Annotated in this window: 14 protein-coding genes and 1 pseudogene; 5 read left to right on the top strand and 10 right to left on the bottom strand. The window is 61.9% G+C overall.

What is annotated here, in order from left to right; all coding sequences use genetic code 11:
* Positions 1-55: 55 nt before the first annotated feature.
* A complete protein-coding gene (locus OIU19_RS14905) occupies positions 56-334 on the top strand; it encodes a hypothetical protein (RefSeq protein WP_264235641.1) in 279 nt (92 codons plus the stop codon).
* Between the two features lie 64 nt (positions 335-398).
* On the opposite strand, the gene OIU19_RS14900 is transcribed toward OIU19_RS14905, so the two are convergent.
* From OIU19_RS14900 to gpmI, 5 genes are all read right to left on the bottom strand, one after another.
* Entirely contained in the window at positions 399-1,901 is a 1,503-nt protein-coding gene (locus tag OIU19_RS14900) for a trypsin-like peptidase domain-containing protein (RefSeq protein WP_264235640.1), read from the bottom strand.
* A gap of 77 nt (positions 1,902-1,978) precedes the next feature.
* Positions 1,979-2,743 (bottom strand): divergent polysaccharide deacetylase family protein, encoded by a 765-nt coding sequence (locus OIU19_RS14895; protein ID WP_264235639.1) that lies wholly within the window; start codon positions 2,741-2,743, stop codon positions 1,979-1,981.
* An 8-nt stretch (positions 2,744-2,751) separates the two neighbouring features.
* On the bottom strand, positions 2,752-4,080 hold the full coding sequence (locus OIU19_RS14890; RefSeq protein WP_186556607.1) for a S41 family peptidase: 1,329 nt from the start codon (positions 4,078-4,080) through the stop codon (positions 2,752-2,754).
* Between the two features lie 71 nt (positions 4,081-4,151).
* On the bottom strand, positions 4,152-5,441 hold the full coding sequence (locus tag OIU19_RS14885) for a murein hydrolase activator EnvC (RefSeq protein WP_264235637.1): 1,290 nt from the start codon (positions 5,439-5,441) through the stop codon (positions 4,152-4,154).
* 215 nt (positions 5,442-5,656) lie between these two features.
* Entirely contained in the window at positions 5,657-7,192 is a 1,536-nt protein-coding gene (gene gpmI, locus OIU19_RS14880) for a 2,3-bisphosphoglycerate-independent phosphoglycerate mutase (RefSeq protein ID WP_264235636.1), read from the bottom strand.
* A gap of 205 nt (positions 7,193-7,397) precedes the next feature.
* Between gpmI and OIU19_RS14875 the strand changes: the two genes are divergently transcribed.
* The 3 genes from OIU19_RS14875 to secB are packed head-to-tail and all read left to right on the top strand — an operon-like array spanning position 7,398 to position 8,592.
* Positions 7,398-7,811 carry a rhodanese-like domain-containing protein gene (locus OIU19_RS14875; protein ID WP_186557608.1) on the top strand — a complete coding sequence of 138 codons (414 nt, stop codon included), beginning with the start codon at positions 7,398-7,400 and terminating at the stop codon, positions 7,809-7,811.
* Between the two features lies 1 nt (position 7,812).
* Entirely contained in the window at positions 7,813-8,067 is a 255-nt protein-coding gene (grxC, locus tag OIU19_RS14870) for a glutaredoxin 3 (protein WP_186557609.1), read from the top strand.
* Positions 8,068-8,106: 39 nt separating this feature from the next.
* The gene (gene secB / locus OIU19_RS14865) at positions 8,107-8,592 is read left to right on the top strand and encodes a protein-export chaperone SecB (RefSeq protein ID WP_186557610.1); all 486 of its coding nucleotides are present in this window, start codon (positions 8,107-8,109) and stop codon (positions 8,590-8,592) included.
* A gap of 53 nt (positions 8,593-8,645) precedes the next feature.
* Here the strand turns inward: secB and trmL are convergent, their stop codons facing one another.
* Positions 8,646-9,101 (bottom strand): tRNA (uridine(34)/cytosine(34)/5-carboxymethylaminomethyluridine(34)-2'-O)-methyltransferase TrmL, encoded by a 456-nt coding sequence (trmL, locus tag OIU19_RS14860; protein WP_186557611.1) that lies wholly within the window; start codon positions 9,099-9,101, stop codon positions 8,646-8,648.
* Between trmL and OIU19_RS14855 the strand changes: the two genes are divergently transcribed.
* A complete protein-coding gene (locus tag OIU19_RS14855) occupies positions 9,100-9,537 on the top strand; it encodes a hypothetical protein (protein ID WP_186557612.1) in 438 nt (145 codons plus the stop codon). The two genes, trmL and OIU19_RS14855, sit on opposite strands and share 2 nt — an antisense overlap.
* Before the next feature lie 468 nt (positions 9,538-10,005).
* Here the strand turns inward: OIU19_RS14855 and OIU19_RS14850 are convergent.
* From OIU19_RS14850 to OIU19_RS14835, 4 genes and pseudogenes are all read right to left on the bottom strand, one after another.
* Positions 10,006-10,448 (bottom strand): annotated as a pseudogene (locus OIU19_RS14850) (transposase).
* A 161-nt stretch (positions 10,449-10,609) separates the two neighbouring features.
* Positions 10,610-12,046, bottom strand: a complete 1,437-nt coding sequence (ntrC, locus tag OIU19_RS14845; RefSeq protein ID WP_264235635.1) for a nitrogen regulation protein NR(I) — start codon at positions 12,044-12,046, stop codon at positions 10,610-10,612.
* Positions 12,043-13,128 (bottom strand): nitrogen regulation protein NR(II), encoded by a 1,086-nt coding sequence (glnL, locus tag OIU19_RS14840; RefSeq protein WP_186557615.1) that lies wholly within the window; start codon positions 13,126-13,128, stop codon positions 12,043-12,045. The genes ntrC and glnL overlap by 4 nt, the downstream gene beginning before the upstream one ends.
* Before the next feature lie 262 nt (positions 13,129-13,390).
* Entirely contained in the window at positions 13,391-13,924 is a 534-nt protein-coding gene (locus tag OIU19_RS14835) for a chorismate mutase (RefSeq protein ID WP_264235634.1), read from the bottom strand.
* Between the last annotated feature and the right edge of the window lie 135 nt (positions 13,925-14,059).

Here is a 14,059-nt window from a genome sequence, read left to right as displayed (position 1 = left end):
GCTCAAGGATGCCGCCGCACAGTTGCGCACCCTGGGCTTCGAGGTCGAAACCCGAGTGGGCCAGTCGCGCAACATGATGGGCCTGCGGGTGATGATGGAAGAGGGTAACCCGTTCGTCTATGAAGTGAGCCTGGACGGCTACATGGCCGCGCCGAGCGAGGCACCGGTCGAAGGTGAGCCGGAAGTCCGCCAGCGTTTCTACCGCGCCGAGGTGTACCTGCACGACGGCAGCCAGGAGTACGACCTGATGGGCTTTACCCCTGAACAGGTGGTGCGTGATGTGCTCGATCAGTTCGAGAGCCATCGCCAGTTGCTTGGCCGTGTCTATAGCTGACAACGGTTGAAGCAAAAGAGAAGGGCCCTGTTCGTGAGAACAGGGCCCTTTCTCGTTGCGACGCTCATTTTTTCCCTGAAGCCGCTGGTTGTAACAGATCGGTGCGTACTGCAGAGCGTTGCTCTATCAAGTCTTCACTGACCGTGCACAGCGTCAGGGGCAGTTGCTGGGCCTTGAACTCATAGCGCTTATGGCGCAGGTGACGAAAGCCAGCGGGATCCTGGCAGTCAGTCGTCGCAGGTGGCCCGCGCTTTACCCGGTACAGGGTCAGGTGCGGCGGTGCGGTGCGCCAACTGACTTGTACATTGCCATTGGGCAGCGCTGTGACGGTCATGTCGGGGTCTGGCACGGGAGCTGCGGGAAGCAGCTGGGTCGCTAGGCTCAGGCTATTGCCCATCAAGGCCGGGGAGGGCTTGTGCTCGGCTGAGTCGACGCCGATCAGGCAGAGGAAGTGCCAGCCTGGTTCTGGACCGATGGGCTCGTCAATGTGATTTTGCTCAGCAGCGATAGTGCCGCTGTAGCCCTCAGGGTTTTCACAGGCGAGCGGGTTGCGCACGGTTTTGTATCGGTAGCGTGGCGTATTCAGGGAAAAGCTAAGGCCCCACCTGGGTAGACGCTCGTTACCCTCTGCATCGGTCGCGATCTTGGTGAGCGATCGGGGATTTTTTTCGACGATCAACTCAAAGCCCGGCAGCAGTTGGCAACTGTCCAGTGACAGATTGGCAAAGCCTTGAGCGAAACACCCTTGCAAGCGGCCCAGTGGTATGGAAAAGCCCGTCGTCAACGCGGGTTTATCAGTTTGAACCGGCACTTGGCAGGGGCTGCTCAGTGAGCAAGGGGCAGCTTTGCCGCTTATCGGTTCAGAAACGCTGTTGAGCACGCTGAGCAGGCGGCCACTTTGCACATCGATCACTGGGCTGCCGGAGGAGCCGGGTCCCAGGCCTAGGCAGTCGTTGCTGTAGATGTTGCGCCATACCCACGGGGCTGCGATCACGAAGTCGGTAGTGGCCTGGCTGCAGGTTGTCAGGCGCAAGCCAAGCTCATTGGCGGATGACTCGCCGATGACATGCACGTTTGCGCCAGGGGGAGAATCTGCGGCTAGCGCTAACGGCACAATGCCGTGCGCCATGACCTGGCTGAGACTCGCGTCCAGCTCCAATAGGGCCAGATCGAGGCCCTGCATGCTGCTCCACACCGTGCGTTTGAGGGCGAAGGTGTGGCGCTGGTCCTGGGTGTCTACGAAGAAGTTGAAGCTGATGCTGCCTTCGATCTCAGTGTCATGGCCGATCACGCCGTTGCGTTTGTCCACGCAATGCCCCGCGGTGACCAGGTAGGCGGGGCCTGATGCGGCCATTCCGGGCGCGCGGCTGTCGATCAGGCTGGCAATGCATTGGCTACCGCCTGGCCGGGTCAGGCGGCCAATGCCGGTCCATTGGCGACGCTCACCGTGGGCATTGGTCAGCAGCTCAGGGGTGGGGACCGAAGGCTGGACGGTATCTTCGGCGCTGGCCGTTATGGCCAGGCTGATCAGGGCTGCGCCCAGGCAGAAAGGGTGGCGCTTGAACATGGAAGTCTCCGTAATGTTTGGAGTTCCATTGTTTTCAACTGCCTGGGCGGCAAGCGGTAGATAGATCTGACAGATAGTCAGCGGTTGCTGTAGCGGCCGTTTTTGCCATGTCCGGGCATGGCTTGGTTACCACGCTCGGCAATCATCTGTGAAAGCTCGATCAGCTCGACGCCCTGGCTCTTCAGGCGCGGAATTTCCCGTTGCAGAACCTCCAGCGTCTGTGGATAGGGGTGGCCGATCAGTACCGCCGAGCCCTGCTTGCGGGCCTGGGCAATACCCACCTGGAGCTGGGCGGTGATCGCTTCTGTGGTGCGCACATCATCCAGGAACACATCCCGCGACACATGCGCCAGGCCGATCGCCTGAGCTTCGGCGGCGGCGACCGTGGCGGCACTGGTGCGGCTGTCGACGAAGAACAGGTGACGCTGCTGCAACTCAGCCATCAACCAGGTCATTGGCGTGCGCTGGGCGGTCATGCGGCTGCCCATGTGATTGTTGATGCCGGCAGCGTGGGGCACCTTCGCCAGGGCGGCATTGAGCCGGCTAGCGAGTTCCGGCAACGGGATATCGGGGTGCCAGGCGTAGGGGCCGGTGGCCGGATCCATGGGCATGTGCAGGATGACCGTCTTGCCGGCCTTGTGCGCCTGACGGGCGAAGTCGCTGGCATGCGGCGTGTCGGGCATGATCGCCATGGTGACCGGCCCAGGCAGGGCGAGCGTGCGATTGTCGCGCTCGATGTTCTGGCCCAGGTCGTCGATGATGATGCTCATATAAGCCTTGGCTGGCGCCGCATGGGCGGTGCCAGCCAGCAGCCAGAACAGCGTAAACAGCAGATAACGCATCGAGAGGATCAATCGCCCTTGGTGATGTTCAGGCCTTTGAGCAGGCTCAGGGCCTGGCTCAGCTGGAAGTCATCATCCTGTGGGCGATCCTTGCGTTTGCTGCTTCCGGTCGGGCGGTCGGCGCCGCCGTTGCCGTTGCCCAGGTGACCTTGCAGGTCGGCTTCCTTGAAGTTCTCGGTATCGGCTTCGGCGGTCAGCTTGGCTGGGCGCACTTCGATGTCCGGAACGATCCCCTGGGCCTGGATCGAGCGGCCGTTGGGGGTGAAGTACAGGGCGGTGGTGAGCTTCAGGGCGCGGTCATTGGCCAGTGGCAGCACGGTCTGAACCGAGCCTTTGCCGAAACTGTCGGTGCCCATCAGCACGGCGCGCTTCTGGTCTTGCAGAGCGCCGGCGACGATCTCCGAGGCCGAGGCGCTGCCACCGTTGATCAGCACCACCAACGGTACGCCTTCGCTGGCGTCGGCGGCGTTGGCCGAGAAGCGCAGTTCAGAGTTGGCGATACGGCCCTTGGTGTAGACGATCAGGCCCTTGGTGAGGAAGTGGTCGGCCACTTCTACCGCCGACTGCAGCACGCCGCCTGGGTTGTTGCGCAGGTCCAGGACCACACCGCGCAGCTTCTTGCCGTTGTCCTTGCGCATCTTGGCCAAGGCCTTGCCGACTTCATCGCCGGTCTTGACCTGGAACTGGGTGATGCGGATGTAGCCGTAATCGTTCTCGAGCAGCTGGCTCTTGACGCTCTTGACCTGGATGACCGCGCGGGCGAGGGTGACGTCGAACGGCGTACCGCCATCGCGAACCAGGGTCAGGGTGATTTTTTCGCCGATCTTGCCACGCATCTTGTCGACCGCTTCGGTCATGGTCTGGCCGCGGGTGGGCGCGCCGTTGATCTTGACGATCAAATCGCCCGCCTCGATGCCTGCGCGGGAGGCCGGGGTGTCGTCGATCGGCGAGACGACTTTGACAAAGCCGTCTTCCATGCCGACTTCGATGCCCAAACCGCCGAATTCGCCGCTGGTGCTTTCCTGCAACTCCTGGAAGTCTTCAGGGCCGAGGTAGGCGGAGTGTGGGTCGAGGTTGCTGAGCATGCCCTTGATGGCGTTTTCCAACAGGGTCTTGTCGTCCACCGGCTCGACGTAGGCCGCCTTGATCCGGTCCATGACCTCGGCAAAGGTGCGCAGCTCCTCCAGCGGCAGCGGCGACTTGGCCGTCACCTCGGTGGCAGGCACCGGCGCTGGCACCGCGGCTGGCTTGGCCGGCTCAGCGGCAACGGCCAGGGGCGCGCCGATCGCCAGGGCGATGGTCAGGGCCAGTTGGGTGAGGCGAGGCGAGTGCAGCATGTCGAACGAACTCCTGATCCTGTTGGCGCTCCCGCAGGAGCCACGGTGCAGCCACCGTAAAAATAAAATGCCTAGCCACGGCACCATTGCGCGGGGTCGCTGGGGCGGCCCTGCTGGCGAATGGCGAAGTACAAGCCTGCGCTATCCTGGCCACCGCTGTCACCCACGGTGGAGATGGCTTCGCCGGCCTTGACTACGTCACCGGCGCTCTTGAGCAGGCTCTGGTTGTGGCCGTACAGGCTCAGGTAACCATTACCATGGTCGAGAATGACCAGAAGTCCAGCGCCGCGCAACCAGTCGGCAAATACCACTCTACCGCCATGCACAGCGCGCACTTGGGTGCCGGTGGCGGCGCTGATCATCACGCCATCCCATTTGGCCCGGGCATCGCCACCGCGCGCATCGCCGAAGCGTGCCAGTAGTCGACCATTGACTGGCCACGGAAGTTTTCCCCGAGCGGCAGAAAATGCGCCGCCGTAGTTGGCGCCATCACCAGAAACCAGTGGGCCGAGGGTGGTCAGGGCCTTTTTCTTCGGCGGCTCTGGCGCTTGGCGAGCGGCCAGGGCTTCTTGCTGGCGACGCTTCTCAGCCTCCTGCTGAGCGAGCAAGGCCTTCTGGCGCGCCTCCTCGGCTTCGCGGGCCTGACGAGCAAGGGTTTCCTCGATGGTTTTGAGGACTTTGCCCAGCTCGGCTTGATCCTGCTGGCGCGCTTGCAGTTTCTGGTCGCGCTCTTTCAGGTCGCTGTTGAGCTTGGCCAGCACCTGCTGGCGCTTGCTGCGCTCGGCTTCGAGCTCTTGCCGGCGGCTGTCGAGATTGCCGCGCTGGGCCAGCAGTTGCGCCTGTTGGCTGGCGATGTCCTGTTCGACATTGGCCAGCTGGCGCAGGGTTTCGTTGAAGGTGCGCAGTTGCTCCAGGCGCGCCTTGCTCAGGTAATCGTAGTACGTCAGGGTGCGGGCGAATTTCTCAGGGTTCTGCTGGTTGAGCAGCAGCTTGAGGTATTCCTCACGGCCATTGTTCTGGTAAGCCGAACGGGCCTGAATGGCGATCAGGCGTTGCTGTTCAACGCGGGCGGACTGGAGTTTTTTTTTCTCGGTATCAAGGCGCTCCAGTTCGCCCTCGGTCTTTTTTAGTTCTTGCTGCAACGCCTCCACCTGTTTTTCCAGCGCGCCGATATCGGTCTCGGTGCTCTTGAGGTCTTTTTGCACGCCAGACTTTTCCTCCTGGAGCTTGCCCAGCATCTTCTTGAGCTCGGCGATGTCCTGGCGGGTGGCGTCCAGTTGTTGCTGGGTCTGCGCACGCTCATCGGCGAAGGCCGGGCTGAACAGGCAAGACAGGGCGAGAAGAATCAGGGCGCGAAGCATGAGGTTGGGCGTACCAGGGATGGAGACTGGCCTAGTATGCCCGCCTGGGCCTGCAAAAAAAACGCCTCGCGGCATCTGCGGCGAGGCGTTGGTCTGGAAAACCGTGAGACTGGGGCCGCTTTGCGGCCCTTCGCGGGCGAGCCCGCTCCCACAGCAATCGAGTCGATCATAAAACAGGCGGTGTGCCAGGACCTGTTGGACAGGCCCCGTAGTTATCAGGCATCCACCAGGATCGAGGTTCCGGTCATCTCTGCTGGCTTTTCCAGGCCCAGCAGTTGCAGCATGGTCGGCGCCACGTCCGCCAGCACGCCGCCTTCGCGGACCTTGAGCTTGCGCTTGCCAACATAGATGAACGGCACCGGCTCGGTGGTATGAGCGGTATGCGCCTGGCCGGTGCACTCGTCTTCCATTTGTTCAACGTTGCCGTGGTCAGCGGTAATCAGCGCTTCGCCGCCAACCTTGTCCAGCGCCTCGACAATGCGTCCCACGCAAGTGTCCAGCGCCTCGACAGCCTTGACCGCTGCCTCGAACACGCCGGTATGGCCGACCATGTCGCCGTTGGCGTAGTTGACCACGATGACATCGAAGCGCTGCTGCTCGATGGCTTCGACGATGCGGTCGGTCACTTCAGGGGCGCTCATTTCTGGCTGCAGGTCGTAGGTGGCGACCTTCGGCGACGGGATCAGGATGCGCTCTTCGCCTTCGAACGGCTCTTCACGCCCGCCCGAGAAGAAGAACGTCACGTGGGCATACTTCTCGGTCTCGGCGATACGCAGCTGGGTCTTGCCGTTTTTCGCCAGGTACTCGCCCAGTACGTTGTCCAGGCTGGCTGGGGCAAAGGCCGCAGGGGCAGCGATCTTGGCCGAGTACTGGGTCAGGCCGATGTAGGCGGCAAGCTTGGGCAGGCGGGCACGCGGGAATTCGTTGAAGTCTGGCTCGACGAACACGCGCGACAGCTCGCGGGCACGGTCGGCGCGGAAGTTCATGAAGATCACCGCATCGCCATCTTCGACTTTCACCGCTTCGCCAATGCGCGTGGCCTTGACGAACTCATCGCTCTCGTCGCGTGCGTAGGCCGCTTCAAGGCCTGCCACGGCGGTATCGGCAGTGTAATCGGCGACCGAGTCGACGATCAGGTTGTAGGCGGCGCTGACGCGGTCCCAACGGTTGTCACGATCCATTGCGAAGTAGCGGCCAATCAGGCTGGCGATGCGGCCTTTACCCAGCTTGGCGAAGGTCGCGTCGAGCAGTTCGATCGACGACTGGGCGCTGCGTGGCGGGGTGTCGCGACCATCGAGGAAGGCGTGCAGGTAGATTTTCTCGGCGCCACGTTGTGCGGCCAGTTCGGCCATGGCGACCAGGTGGTCCTGGTGGCTGTGTACGCCGCCGTCGGAAAGCAGGCCGAGAATGTGCACGGCCTTGCCGGCGCTGGCGGCCTTGTCCACCGCACCCGTCAGCACGGGGTTATGGAAGAACTCGCCGTCACGGATGGCCTTGGTCACCCGGGTGAAGTCCTGGTACACCACGCGCCCGGCACCCAGGTTCATGTGACCGACCTCAGAGTTGCCCATCTGGCCGTCGGGCAAGCCGACATCCATGCCAGAGCCGGAGATCAAGCCGTTGGGCTGGGTAGCCCGCAGGCGATCGTAGACCGGGGTGTTGGCTGCAAAGATGGCGTTGTACTCGGGGCTTTCGCTGTGACCGAAACCATCCAGGATGATCAGGACCAGGGGTTTAGGCGTGCTCGTCATCAATCCCACTCACGGTTGCTAGAAGATGATAAAGACACGCATTTTAGGGCAAATACGCCATCTGGGGCGAAAATTCATCGTGCTGCCCGACCATCGTCCCGACCAGCTGTAATGAAAGCTGTTCGCCTGCCTGGCCTACGGGCTTTGGTGGGCCTTTGGGGCTGTGTATACTGGCCGCCATTTTCAATCGCGTGGAACACACCTGATGGTTGCTAACCTGATCACTTTTGCCACAAACCACTTCATTTTGGTGGCGATCTTCTTCGTTCTGCTGATCCTGCTGCTGGTCAATGAAATTCGTCGCGGCGGGCAGAGCCTGAGCAACGGCCAATTGACCGCCCTGGTCAATGCCGACAAGGGTCTGGTGATCGACATCCGCCCGAGCAAGGAATATTCGGCAGGGCACATCGTCGGTGCGCTGAACATCCCGCAAGACAAGCTCGCCACTCGCATGGCAGAGCTGGAGAAACACAAAGACAAGACCCTGATCGTGGTCGACAGCATGGGCCAGCAGTCTGGTACCCATTGCCGTGAACTGCTCAAGGCTGGTTACACCGCCGCCAAGCTCAGCGGTGGCATTTCCAGCTGGAAAGCCGATAACCTGCCCCTGGTGAAGTGATATGAAGCCCGTCATCGTTTACTCCAGCGACTACTGCCCCTACTGCATGCGCGCCAAGTACCTGCTCGAGAGCAAGGGCGTGGCGTTCGAGGAAATCAAGGTCGACGGCAAACCACAGGTTCGCGCCGAAATGAGCCAGAAGGCCGGCCGTACCTCGGTGCCGCAGATCTGGATCGGCAGTACCCATGTCGGTGGTTGCGATGACCTCTATGCCCTGGAGCGGGCGGGCAAGCTCGACAGCCTTCTCGCGGCCTGATTCACACCGCTTAGAACCCCATTAGGAAAAGGATCTGCCATGACTGACCAACAAAATAACGGCGCCGCCGCCGACGAAAACGCCCCACAATTTTCCATGCAGCGCATCTATGTGCGCGACCTGTCGTTCGAAGCGCCAAAGAGCCCGCAGATCTTTCGTCAGCAGTGGGAACCGGCGGTTTCGCTGGACCTGAACACCCGTCAGAAAGCCCTGGAAGGTGACTTCCACGAAGTCGTACTGACCCTGTCGGTAACCGTCAAGAACGGTGACGAAGTGGCGTTCATTGCCGAAGTTCAGCAGGCGGGTATCTTCCTGATCAAGAACCTCGACGCGCCATCGATGAGCCACACCCTGGGTGCATTCTGCCCGAACATCCTGTTCCCGTATGCGCGCGAAACCCTGGACAGCCTGGTGACCCGTGGTTCGTTCCCGGCCCTGATGCTGTCGCCGGTCAACTTCGACGCCCTGTACGCGCAAGAGATGGAGCGCATGCAGGCCGCTGGCGAAGCACCGTCGCTGCAGTAAGCACGGCTTGCGAGAAACGAAAAGCGCCCCTTGGGGCGCTTTTTTCATGGCCGTCAGGCAAACCCTTGCTGACGCCACGCCTCGTATACCGTCACTGCAACGGTATTGGACAGGTTCAAGCTGCGACAGCCCGGACGCATCGGCAGGCGCAGCTTCTGCTCAGCCGGCAAATTGTCCAGCACTTCGGCGGGCAACCCGCGACTTTCAGGCCCAAACAAGAACGCATCGCCCGGCTGGTAAGCGACCTCGTGAAACGGATGCGAGCCTTTGGTGGTGAAGGCGAACAGGCGCGGCTGGCCGAGGCTTTCCAGGCATCCGGCCAGGCTCTGGTGGCGCTTGAGCGTGGCATACTCATGGTAATCCAGCCCGGCCCGGCGCAAGCGCTTGTCGTCCAGCTCGAAGCCGATCGGCTCGATCAGGTGCAAGGCGCAGCCGCTGTTGGCACACAGGCGGATGATATTGCCGGTATTCGGCGGAATTTCTGGTTGAAAAAGGATGACGTGAAACATGCACGGCTCCAAGCATGAAGATGACGGGCATTCTACCCCCGAACCCGACCTGCGTTCGAAAGCCTTCCCACGCGTGATGTTTTCCCTGGCCATCGTCGGGGTAATGGTCGGGCTGATGATCGGCCGCCTTACTACCCCTGAAGAGCGCGTGCTGGAGCAGATAGAAGTGGTGCAGGGCGGCTTGGACCTGTGGTTCAACGAAGAGCCCAAGCTGCATGGCGAGAATGTCGAAGGCACGGTTGCAGTGGTCTTCGAAGCACAGGGCAAGTCCCAGCGTGGGCAGCTGACGTTGCAGGGTAAGCCAGTGGGCTGGCGGGTGCAGAAGAGCGAGGAAGGCTTGCTGCTGACAGTGGTCGCCGCGCGCCCTCTGCAGGGCGACTGGGTCGGTGCAGAGGATGCGGGACGCTGGCGAGTGCAGGTGAGGCTGCACGAATAAAAGAGGGGATTCCCGGCCTGCCTGTACCGAGGTCCCCAGAACTGGAGCGTGCAGCGCGGCGATAGGCCGGGAGCACGCTGGGCGTTGGATGTGCAGCGAACTGCACGAATAAAAGAGGGGAATTCCCGGCCTGCCTGTACCGAGGTCCCCGAAACTGGAGATACAGTACTTATTGCAGGTGTCGTGCCAGTTTCGGAGAGCCCGGAAACATTGCGTTTCAAGACAGTTCGGCCAGGCTTTGAGGGGATTTGTGCCTTTGCGAGGTGCATGAAGCACAGCAACGGTGCATGCAGACAGTTCGACCCCAGACAAAGTTAAGGCCTCACACGCAAACGCTCGTTGGCCTTTCAGCGCCTGACGCAAGGCGAGTAAGAGTAGTTGGAGCAGTATTGCAGGGGCATGGTGGCGCGGTTCAATCTTTAACAGCGCGCATCAACGTGGGAGCGGGCTTGTCCCGCGATCGCATCCTCACAGCCAAACAGCGTCCCAATGAGGGTAATCGCCAAGGCGCTCTGCCAAGCCTGCCCGCAGCGGATTGCACACGATATAGCGCGCAAAGTCGCGCACATCCTCATCGCGCCTCAGTGCCCGGTCATGGTAGCCAGGCTGCCATAACCGTCCCTATACCTTGCCTTGTTTGTATAGCGAGCAACGGCTTCTGGATTTGAATCGCCGCATCAAGCTACACAGCGTACTGTCGTGCAGTTCGATCAGCCAGTGGAAGTGATCGGGCATGATTACCCAGGCAAGAGAGCGAAGGGCGTTTTCAATTTCGGCGGGGGGAGGCAGCGGGCAGCACCGAAATCGGCGAATATGGGCCGCCGGTCCTTCGTTGTGCTGGTCAGCAGGTAGATACGGCCGGGTTCTGAAAAGCGGCCTCGGCGCAGGCGGTTGGAGGCGGGACGATCCATGTCGGTCTCCTTGAATGATGAGCTCTCAAGGTGGGCCGCAATGTGAACCGTTGCCAGGCAGGATTGGAGCAGGATGTGTCTGCAACAATGCTATCGCGGGGCAAGCCCGCTCCCGCGTGAGGAGGGGCTGCCGCGCGATGCCGGTCAATGGCTAGCGTTGATCAATGCTCATCGCCTTCATCATCATCCCCGCCATCGACCTTCATTCCCAGTTCTTTGATCTTGCGCGTCAGGGTATTGCGCCCCCAACCCAGCAACACCGCAGCATCGCGCCGACGCCCCGCCGTATGCTTGAGCGCCGTCTCGATCATGATCCGTTCAAAACTGGGCACTGCGCTGTCGAGCAGGTTGGACTGACCCCGGGCCAGCGCCTGGTCGGCCCATTGGCGCAACGCCTGCTCCCAGTTGGTCACCGGCGCGGCATCCTGCGGCAGGTTGAGTAGCTCGGGCGGCAGGTCGCCGATCAGCACTTCGCGGCTGGAGGCCATTACGGTGATCCAGCGGCAGGTGTTCTCCAGCTGGCGCACGTTGCCTGGCCACGGCAGGTTGCGAATGAACTCTTCGGTCTCCGGCTTGAGCAGTTTGGGCTCGACCGCCAACTCCTGGGCCGCGCGCCCGAGGAAGTGCCGCGCCAAGGTCGGAATATCTTCGCGGCGATCTGCCAGGCGCGGGATATGAATGCGGATGACGTTCAGGCGATGGAACAAGTCTTCCCGGAACTTGCCGGCCTGCACCAGGGTTTCCAGATTCTGATGGGTCGCGGCGATGATGCGCACGTCGACCTTGACCGGCACATGGCCGCCAACCCGGTAGAACTCGCCGTCGGCCAGCACCCGCAACAGTCGGGTCTGGGTGTCGGCGGGCATGTCGCCGATCTCGTCGAGGAACAAGGTGCCGCCGTCGGCCTGTTCGAAGCGGCCACGGCGCAGGTTGGCCGCGCCGGTGAAGGCGCCTTTCTCGTGACCGAACAGCTCGGACTCCATCAAGTCCTTGGGGATCGCCGCCATGTTCAAGGCAATGAACGGCGACGCCGCGCGCGGGCTGTGGCGGTGCAGGGCGTGGGCGACCAGCTCTTTACCGGTGCCCGACTCACCGTTGATCAGCACGGTGATGTTGGAGTGGCTGAGCCGGCCAATGGCGCGGAACACCTCCTGCATCGCCGGCGCTTCACCGATGATCTCCGGGGTGCGGGTCAGGGCTGCCGGTACGTCCAGGCCTTGCTGCTCCTGGGCATGTTGATTGGCACGCTTGACCAGCGACACCGCCTCGTCCACGTCGAATGGCTTGGGCAGATACTCGAACGCGCCGCCTTGGTACGAGGCCACGGCGCTGTCCAGGTCGGAATGGGCGGTCATGATGATCACCGGCAGGCGCGGATGCTGTTCGCGGATCTGCGCCAACAGGTCCAGGCCACTGGCACCGGGCATGCGGATGTCAGAGATGATCACATCCGGCTGCTGCCGGGCCAGGCGGCCCATGACGCCGTCGGCGCTGTCGAAGCTCTGGGTGGTCATGCCTTCTTGTTGCAGGGCTTTTTCCAGGACCCAGCGGATGGAGCGATCATCGTCGACGATCCAGACAGTTTCACTACGGCTCATTGGGCTGTGGCTCCTTGTTCCAGGGGCAGGAAGATCGAGAAGGTGGTGTGGCCGGCGTGGCTTTCACATTCGATCAGGCCCTGGTGCTGGCTGATGATGTTCTGGGTGATGGCCAGGCCGAGCCCGGTGCCGTCCGGGCGTCCGCTGACCATGGGATAGAAGAGGGTGTCTTGCAGTTCCGCCGGGATGCCGGGGCCGTTGTCGGTAATCTCGACCCTAGCCACCAGGCGATGACGGATGTGGCCGATGGTGAACTGGCGCACCGCACGACTGCGCAGGGTGATACGACCCAGGCGCAGCTCGTTCTGGCCACTGATCGCCTGCATGGCGTTACGCACGATGTTGAGGACGGCCTGGATCATCTGTTCGCGGTCGATCAGCACGTCCGGCAGGCTCGGGTCGTAATCGCGCACCAACGTGATGCCACCCTGGCTCTCGGCCTCGACCAGGCTGCACACGCGCTCCAGCACTTCATGCACGTTGGTCATCGCAAGCGACGGCAGTTTGTTCGAGCCGAGCATGCGGTCGACCAGGTTGCGCAGGCGGTCGGCCTCTTCGATGATCACGTTGGTGTAGTCACGCAGGCCATCCTCGGGCAGCTCGCGCGCGAGCAGCTGCGCTGCGCCGCGAATACCGCCTAGCGGGTTCTTGATCTCGTGGGCCAGGCCACGCACCAGCATCTTGGTGGTTTCCTGCTTGGACAGCTGGGCTTCTTCTTTAGTGATGCGCAGCAGTCGGTCGCGCGGGTGTACTTCAAGCAGCAGCAGGGTCTGGCCCTGATGCAGGATCGGCGTAACGGCGTAGTCGACGGTGATGCTCTGGCCGGTCAACGAGGTCAGTTGGGCTTCGCGCTTGGTGAACGGGTGTGCTTGTTCCACCGCCTGGCGCAGCGAGTTGAGCGCTTCAGTCGACTCGGTGAACAGCTCACTGATGAACTGGCCATGACTGCGCTGGCCACTGACGGCCAGGAGCATTTCCGCAGCCGGGTTCATGTACTCCAGGCGCAGCTCGGCGTTGAGCAGCAGCGTGGCGGTGGTCAGGTTGTCCAGAAGCAGACGGTGCTGTGCATCGCTGATGGTCATGGGGCGTCGTTGACCTCTTTTGGCACATGGGCCGCCGATGGCTGGGCCAAGGGCGGGCGCGCTGGTGATCCGCGTGATGGCTTGAAAATGCAAGAAACAAACCAAGGCTCCGAAAAGAAGCGCAATTTCCCGAGAAACACCTGCTACCGCGCCATTCGGGGGATTTAAATCGTGGTTTATCGTTTCACGTGACCCAAATTGGGCTGCATCGCGGGGCGCTTAGACTTTTCATGCACCAATATAGAGCATAGCGACGCTTGACTCATTCACACAGCTGGCCAGAGGCGCGAATCATCGCCAGGTAATGCAGGAAGTCGCCTTCGCGCTGTCGCAGTGCGCTGGCGACTTGCTCAGGGCACTGGGCAGAACGGTTATGGCGGAACTGCGCGAGGTTGCGCAGCAGATCATCCTGCAGGACATCCAGTCGAGGGCGAATCTTGCTTTGCAGGTCTTGGCGCGGCAGATCGGGGGCTTCGCCATCCAGTCGCCATTGCGACAGCAAGGCGTATTGCAGCAGCTTGTTGGCTTCCATCTGGTCGGCAAAGAACGCCTCGGCGTGTTCTGTGCTGAGTTGATGGGCTGGGGCTGAGCGGCGCACGGCGTCGAGCACCGATTGCTCGCGGGCAGTGGCTTGGACCGGTTGCTGGCGGTCCCACTTGTGCAGGGCCACGGCTTCGGCAAGCGCCAGCCGGCGTTCGATACTGTCGAGTAATCGGGACAGGGCAGGATCGACTGGCTCGGCACTGCAGCCAGTGAGGCCGAGTGCGCAGCACAGCGCAAGTGAGGCAAGGCGCATGATGAGTCTCCTGTGGCAGTGGAGCCCCGAAGTGTGCAACCCGTCTCAAATATCGGCAGTCAGACACTTCCGAAAAAGGTGCCTCTGAAAACAGAAACGGCCTCGCGAGGAGGCCGTTTCTTGGTGATGGTTGCG

Origin of the sequence: Pseudomonas sp. BT-42-2 (genome assembly GCF_025847435.2) — a bacterium.
Classification (GTDB): Bacteria; Pseudomonadota; Gammaproteobacteria; order Pseudomonadales; family Pseudomonadaceae; genus Aquipseudomonas; species Aquipseudomonas urmiensis.
Note: the sequence above shows the minus strand (reverse complement) of the source record. Positions and strands in the feature narration are given on the sequence as shown.

Coding starts and splice junctions, on each gene's coding strand:
- OIU19_RS14900 (WP_264235640.1), bottom strand. CDS start 1,901: ATGTTCAAGCGCCACCCTTTCTGCCTGGGCGCAGCCCTGATCAGCCTG.
- OIU19_RS14895 (WP_264235639.1), bottom strand. CDS start 2,743: ATGCGTTATCTGCTGTTTACGCTGTTCTGGCTGCTGGCTGGCACCGCC.
- OIU19_RS14890 (WP_186556607.1), bottom strand. CDS start 4,080: ATGCTGCACTCGCCTCGCCTCACCCAACTGGCCCTGACCATCGCCCTG.
- OIU19_RS14885 (WP_264235637.1), bottom strand. CDS start 5,441: ATGCTTCGCGCCCTGATTCTTCTCGCCCTGTCTTGCCTGTTCAGCCCG.
- gpmI (WP_264235636.1), bottom strand. CDS start 7,192: ATGACGAGCACGCCTAAACCCCTGGTCCTGATCATCCTGGATGGTTTC.
- OIU19_RS14875 (WP_186557608.1), top strand. CDS start 7,398: ATGGTTGCTAACCTGATCACTTTTGCCACAAACCACTTCATTTTGGTG.
- grxC (WP_186557609.1), top strand. CDS start 7,813: ATGAAGCCCGTCATCGTTTACTCCAGCGACTACTGCCCCTACTGCATG.
- secB (WP_186557610.1), top strand. CDS start 8,107: ATGACTGACCAACAAAATAACGGCGCCGCCGCCGACGAAAACGCCCCA.
- OIU19_RS14855 (WP_186557612.1), top strand. CDS start 9,100: ATGCACGGCTCCAAGCATGAAGATGACGGGCATTCTACCCCCGAACCC.
- trmL (WP_186557611.1), bottom strand. CDS start 9,101: ATGTTTCACGTCATCCTTTTTCAACCAGAAATTCCGCCGAATACCGGC.
- ntrC (WP_264235635.1), bottom strand. CDS start 12,046: ATGAGCCGTAGTGAAACTGTCTGGATCGTCGACGATGATCGCTCCATC.
- glnL (WP_186557615.1), bottom strand. CDS start 13,128: ATGACCATCAGCGATGCACAGCACCGTCTGCTTCTGGACAACCTGACC.
- OIU19_RS14835 (WP_264235634.1), bottom strand. CDS start 13,924: ATGCGCCTTGCCTCACTTGCGCTGTGCTGCGCACTCGGCCTCACTGGC.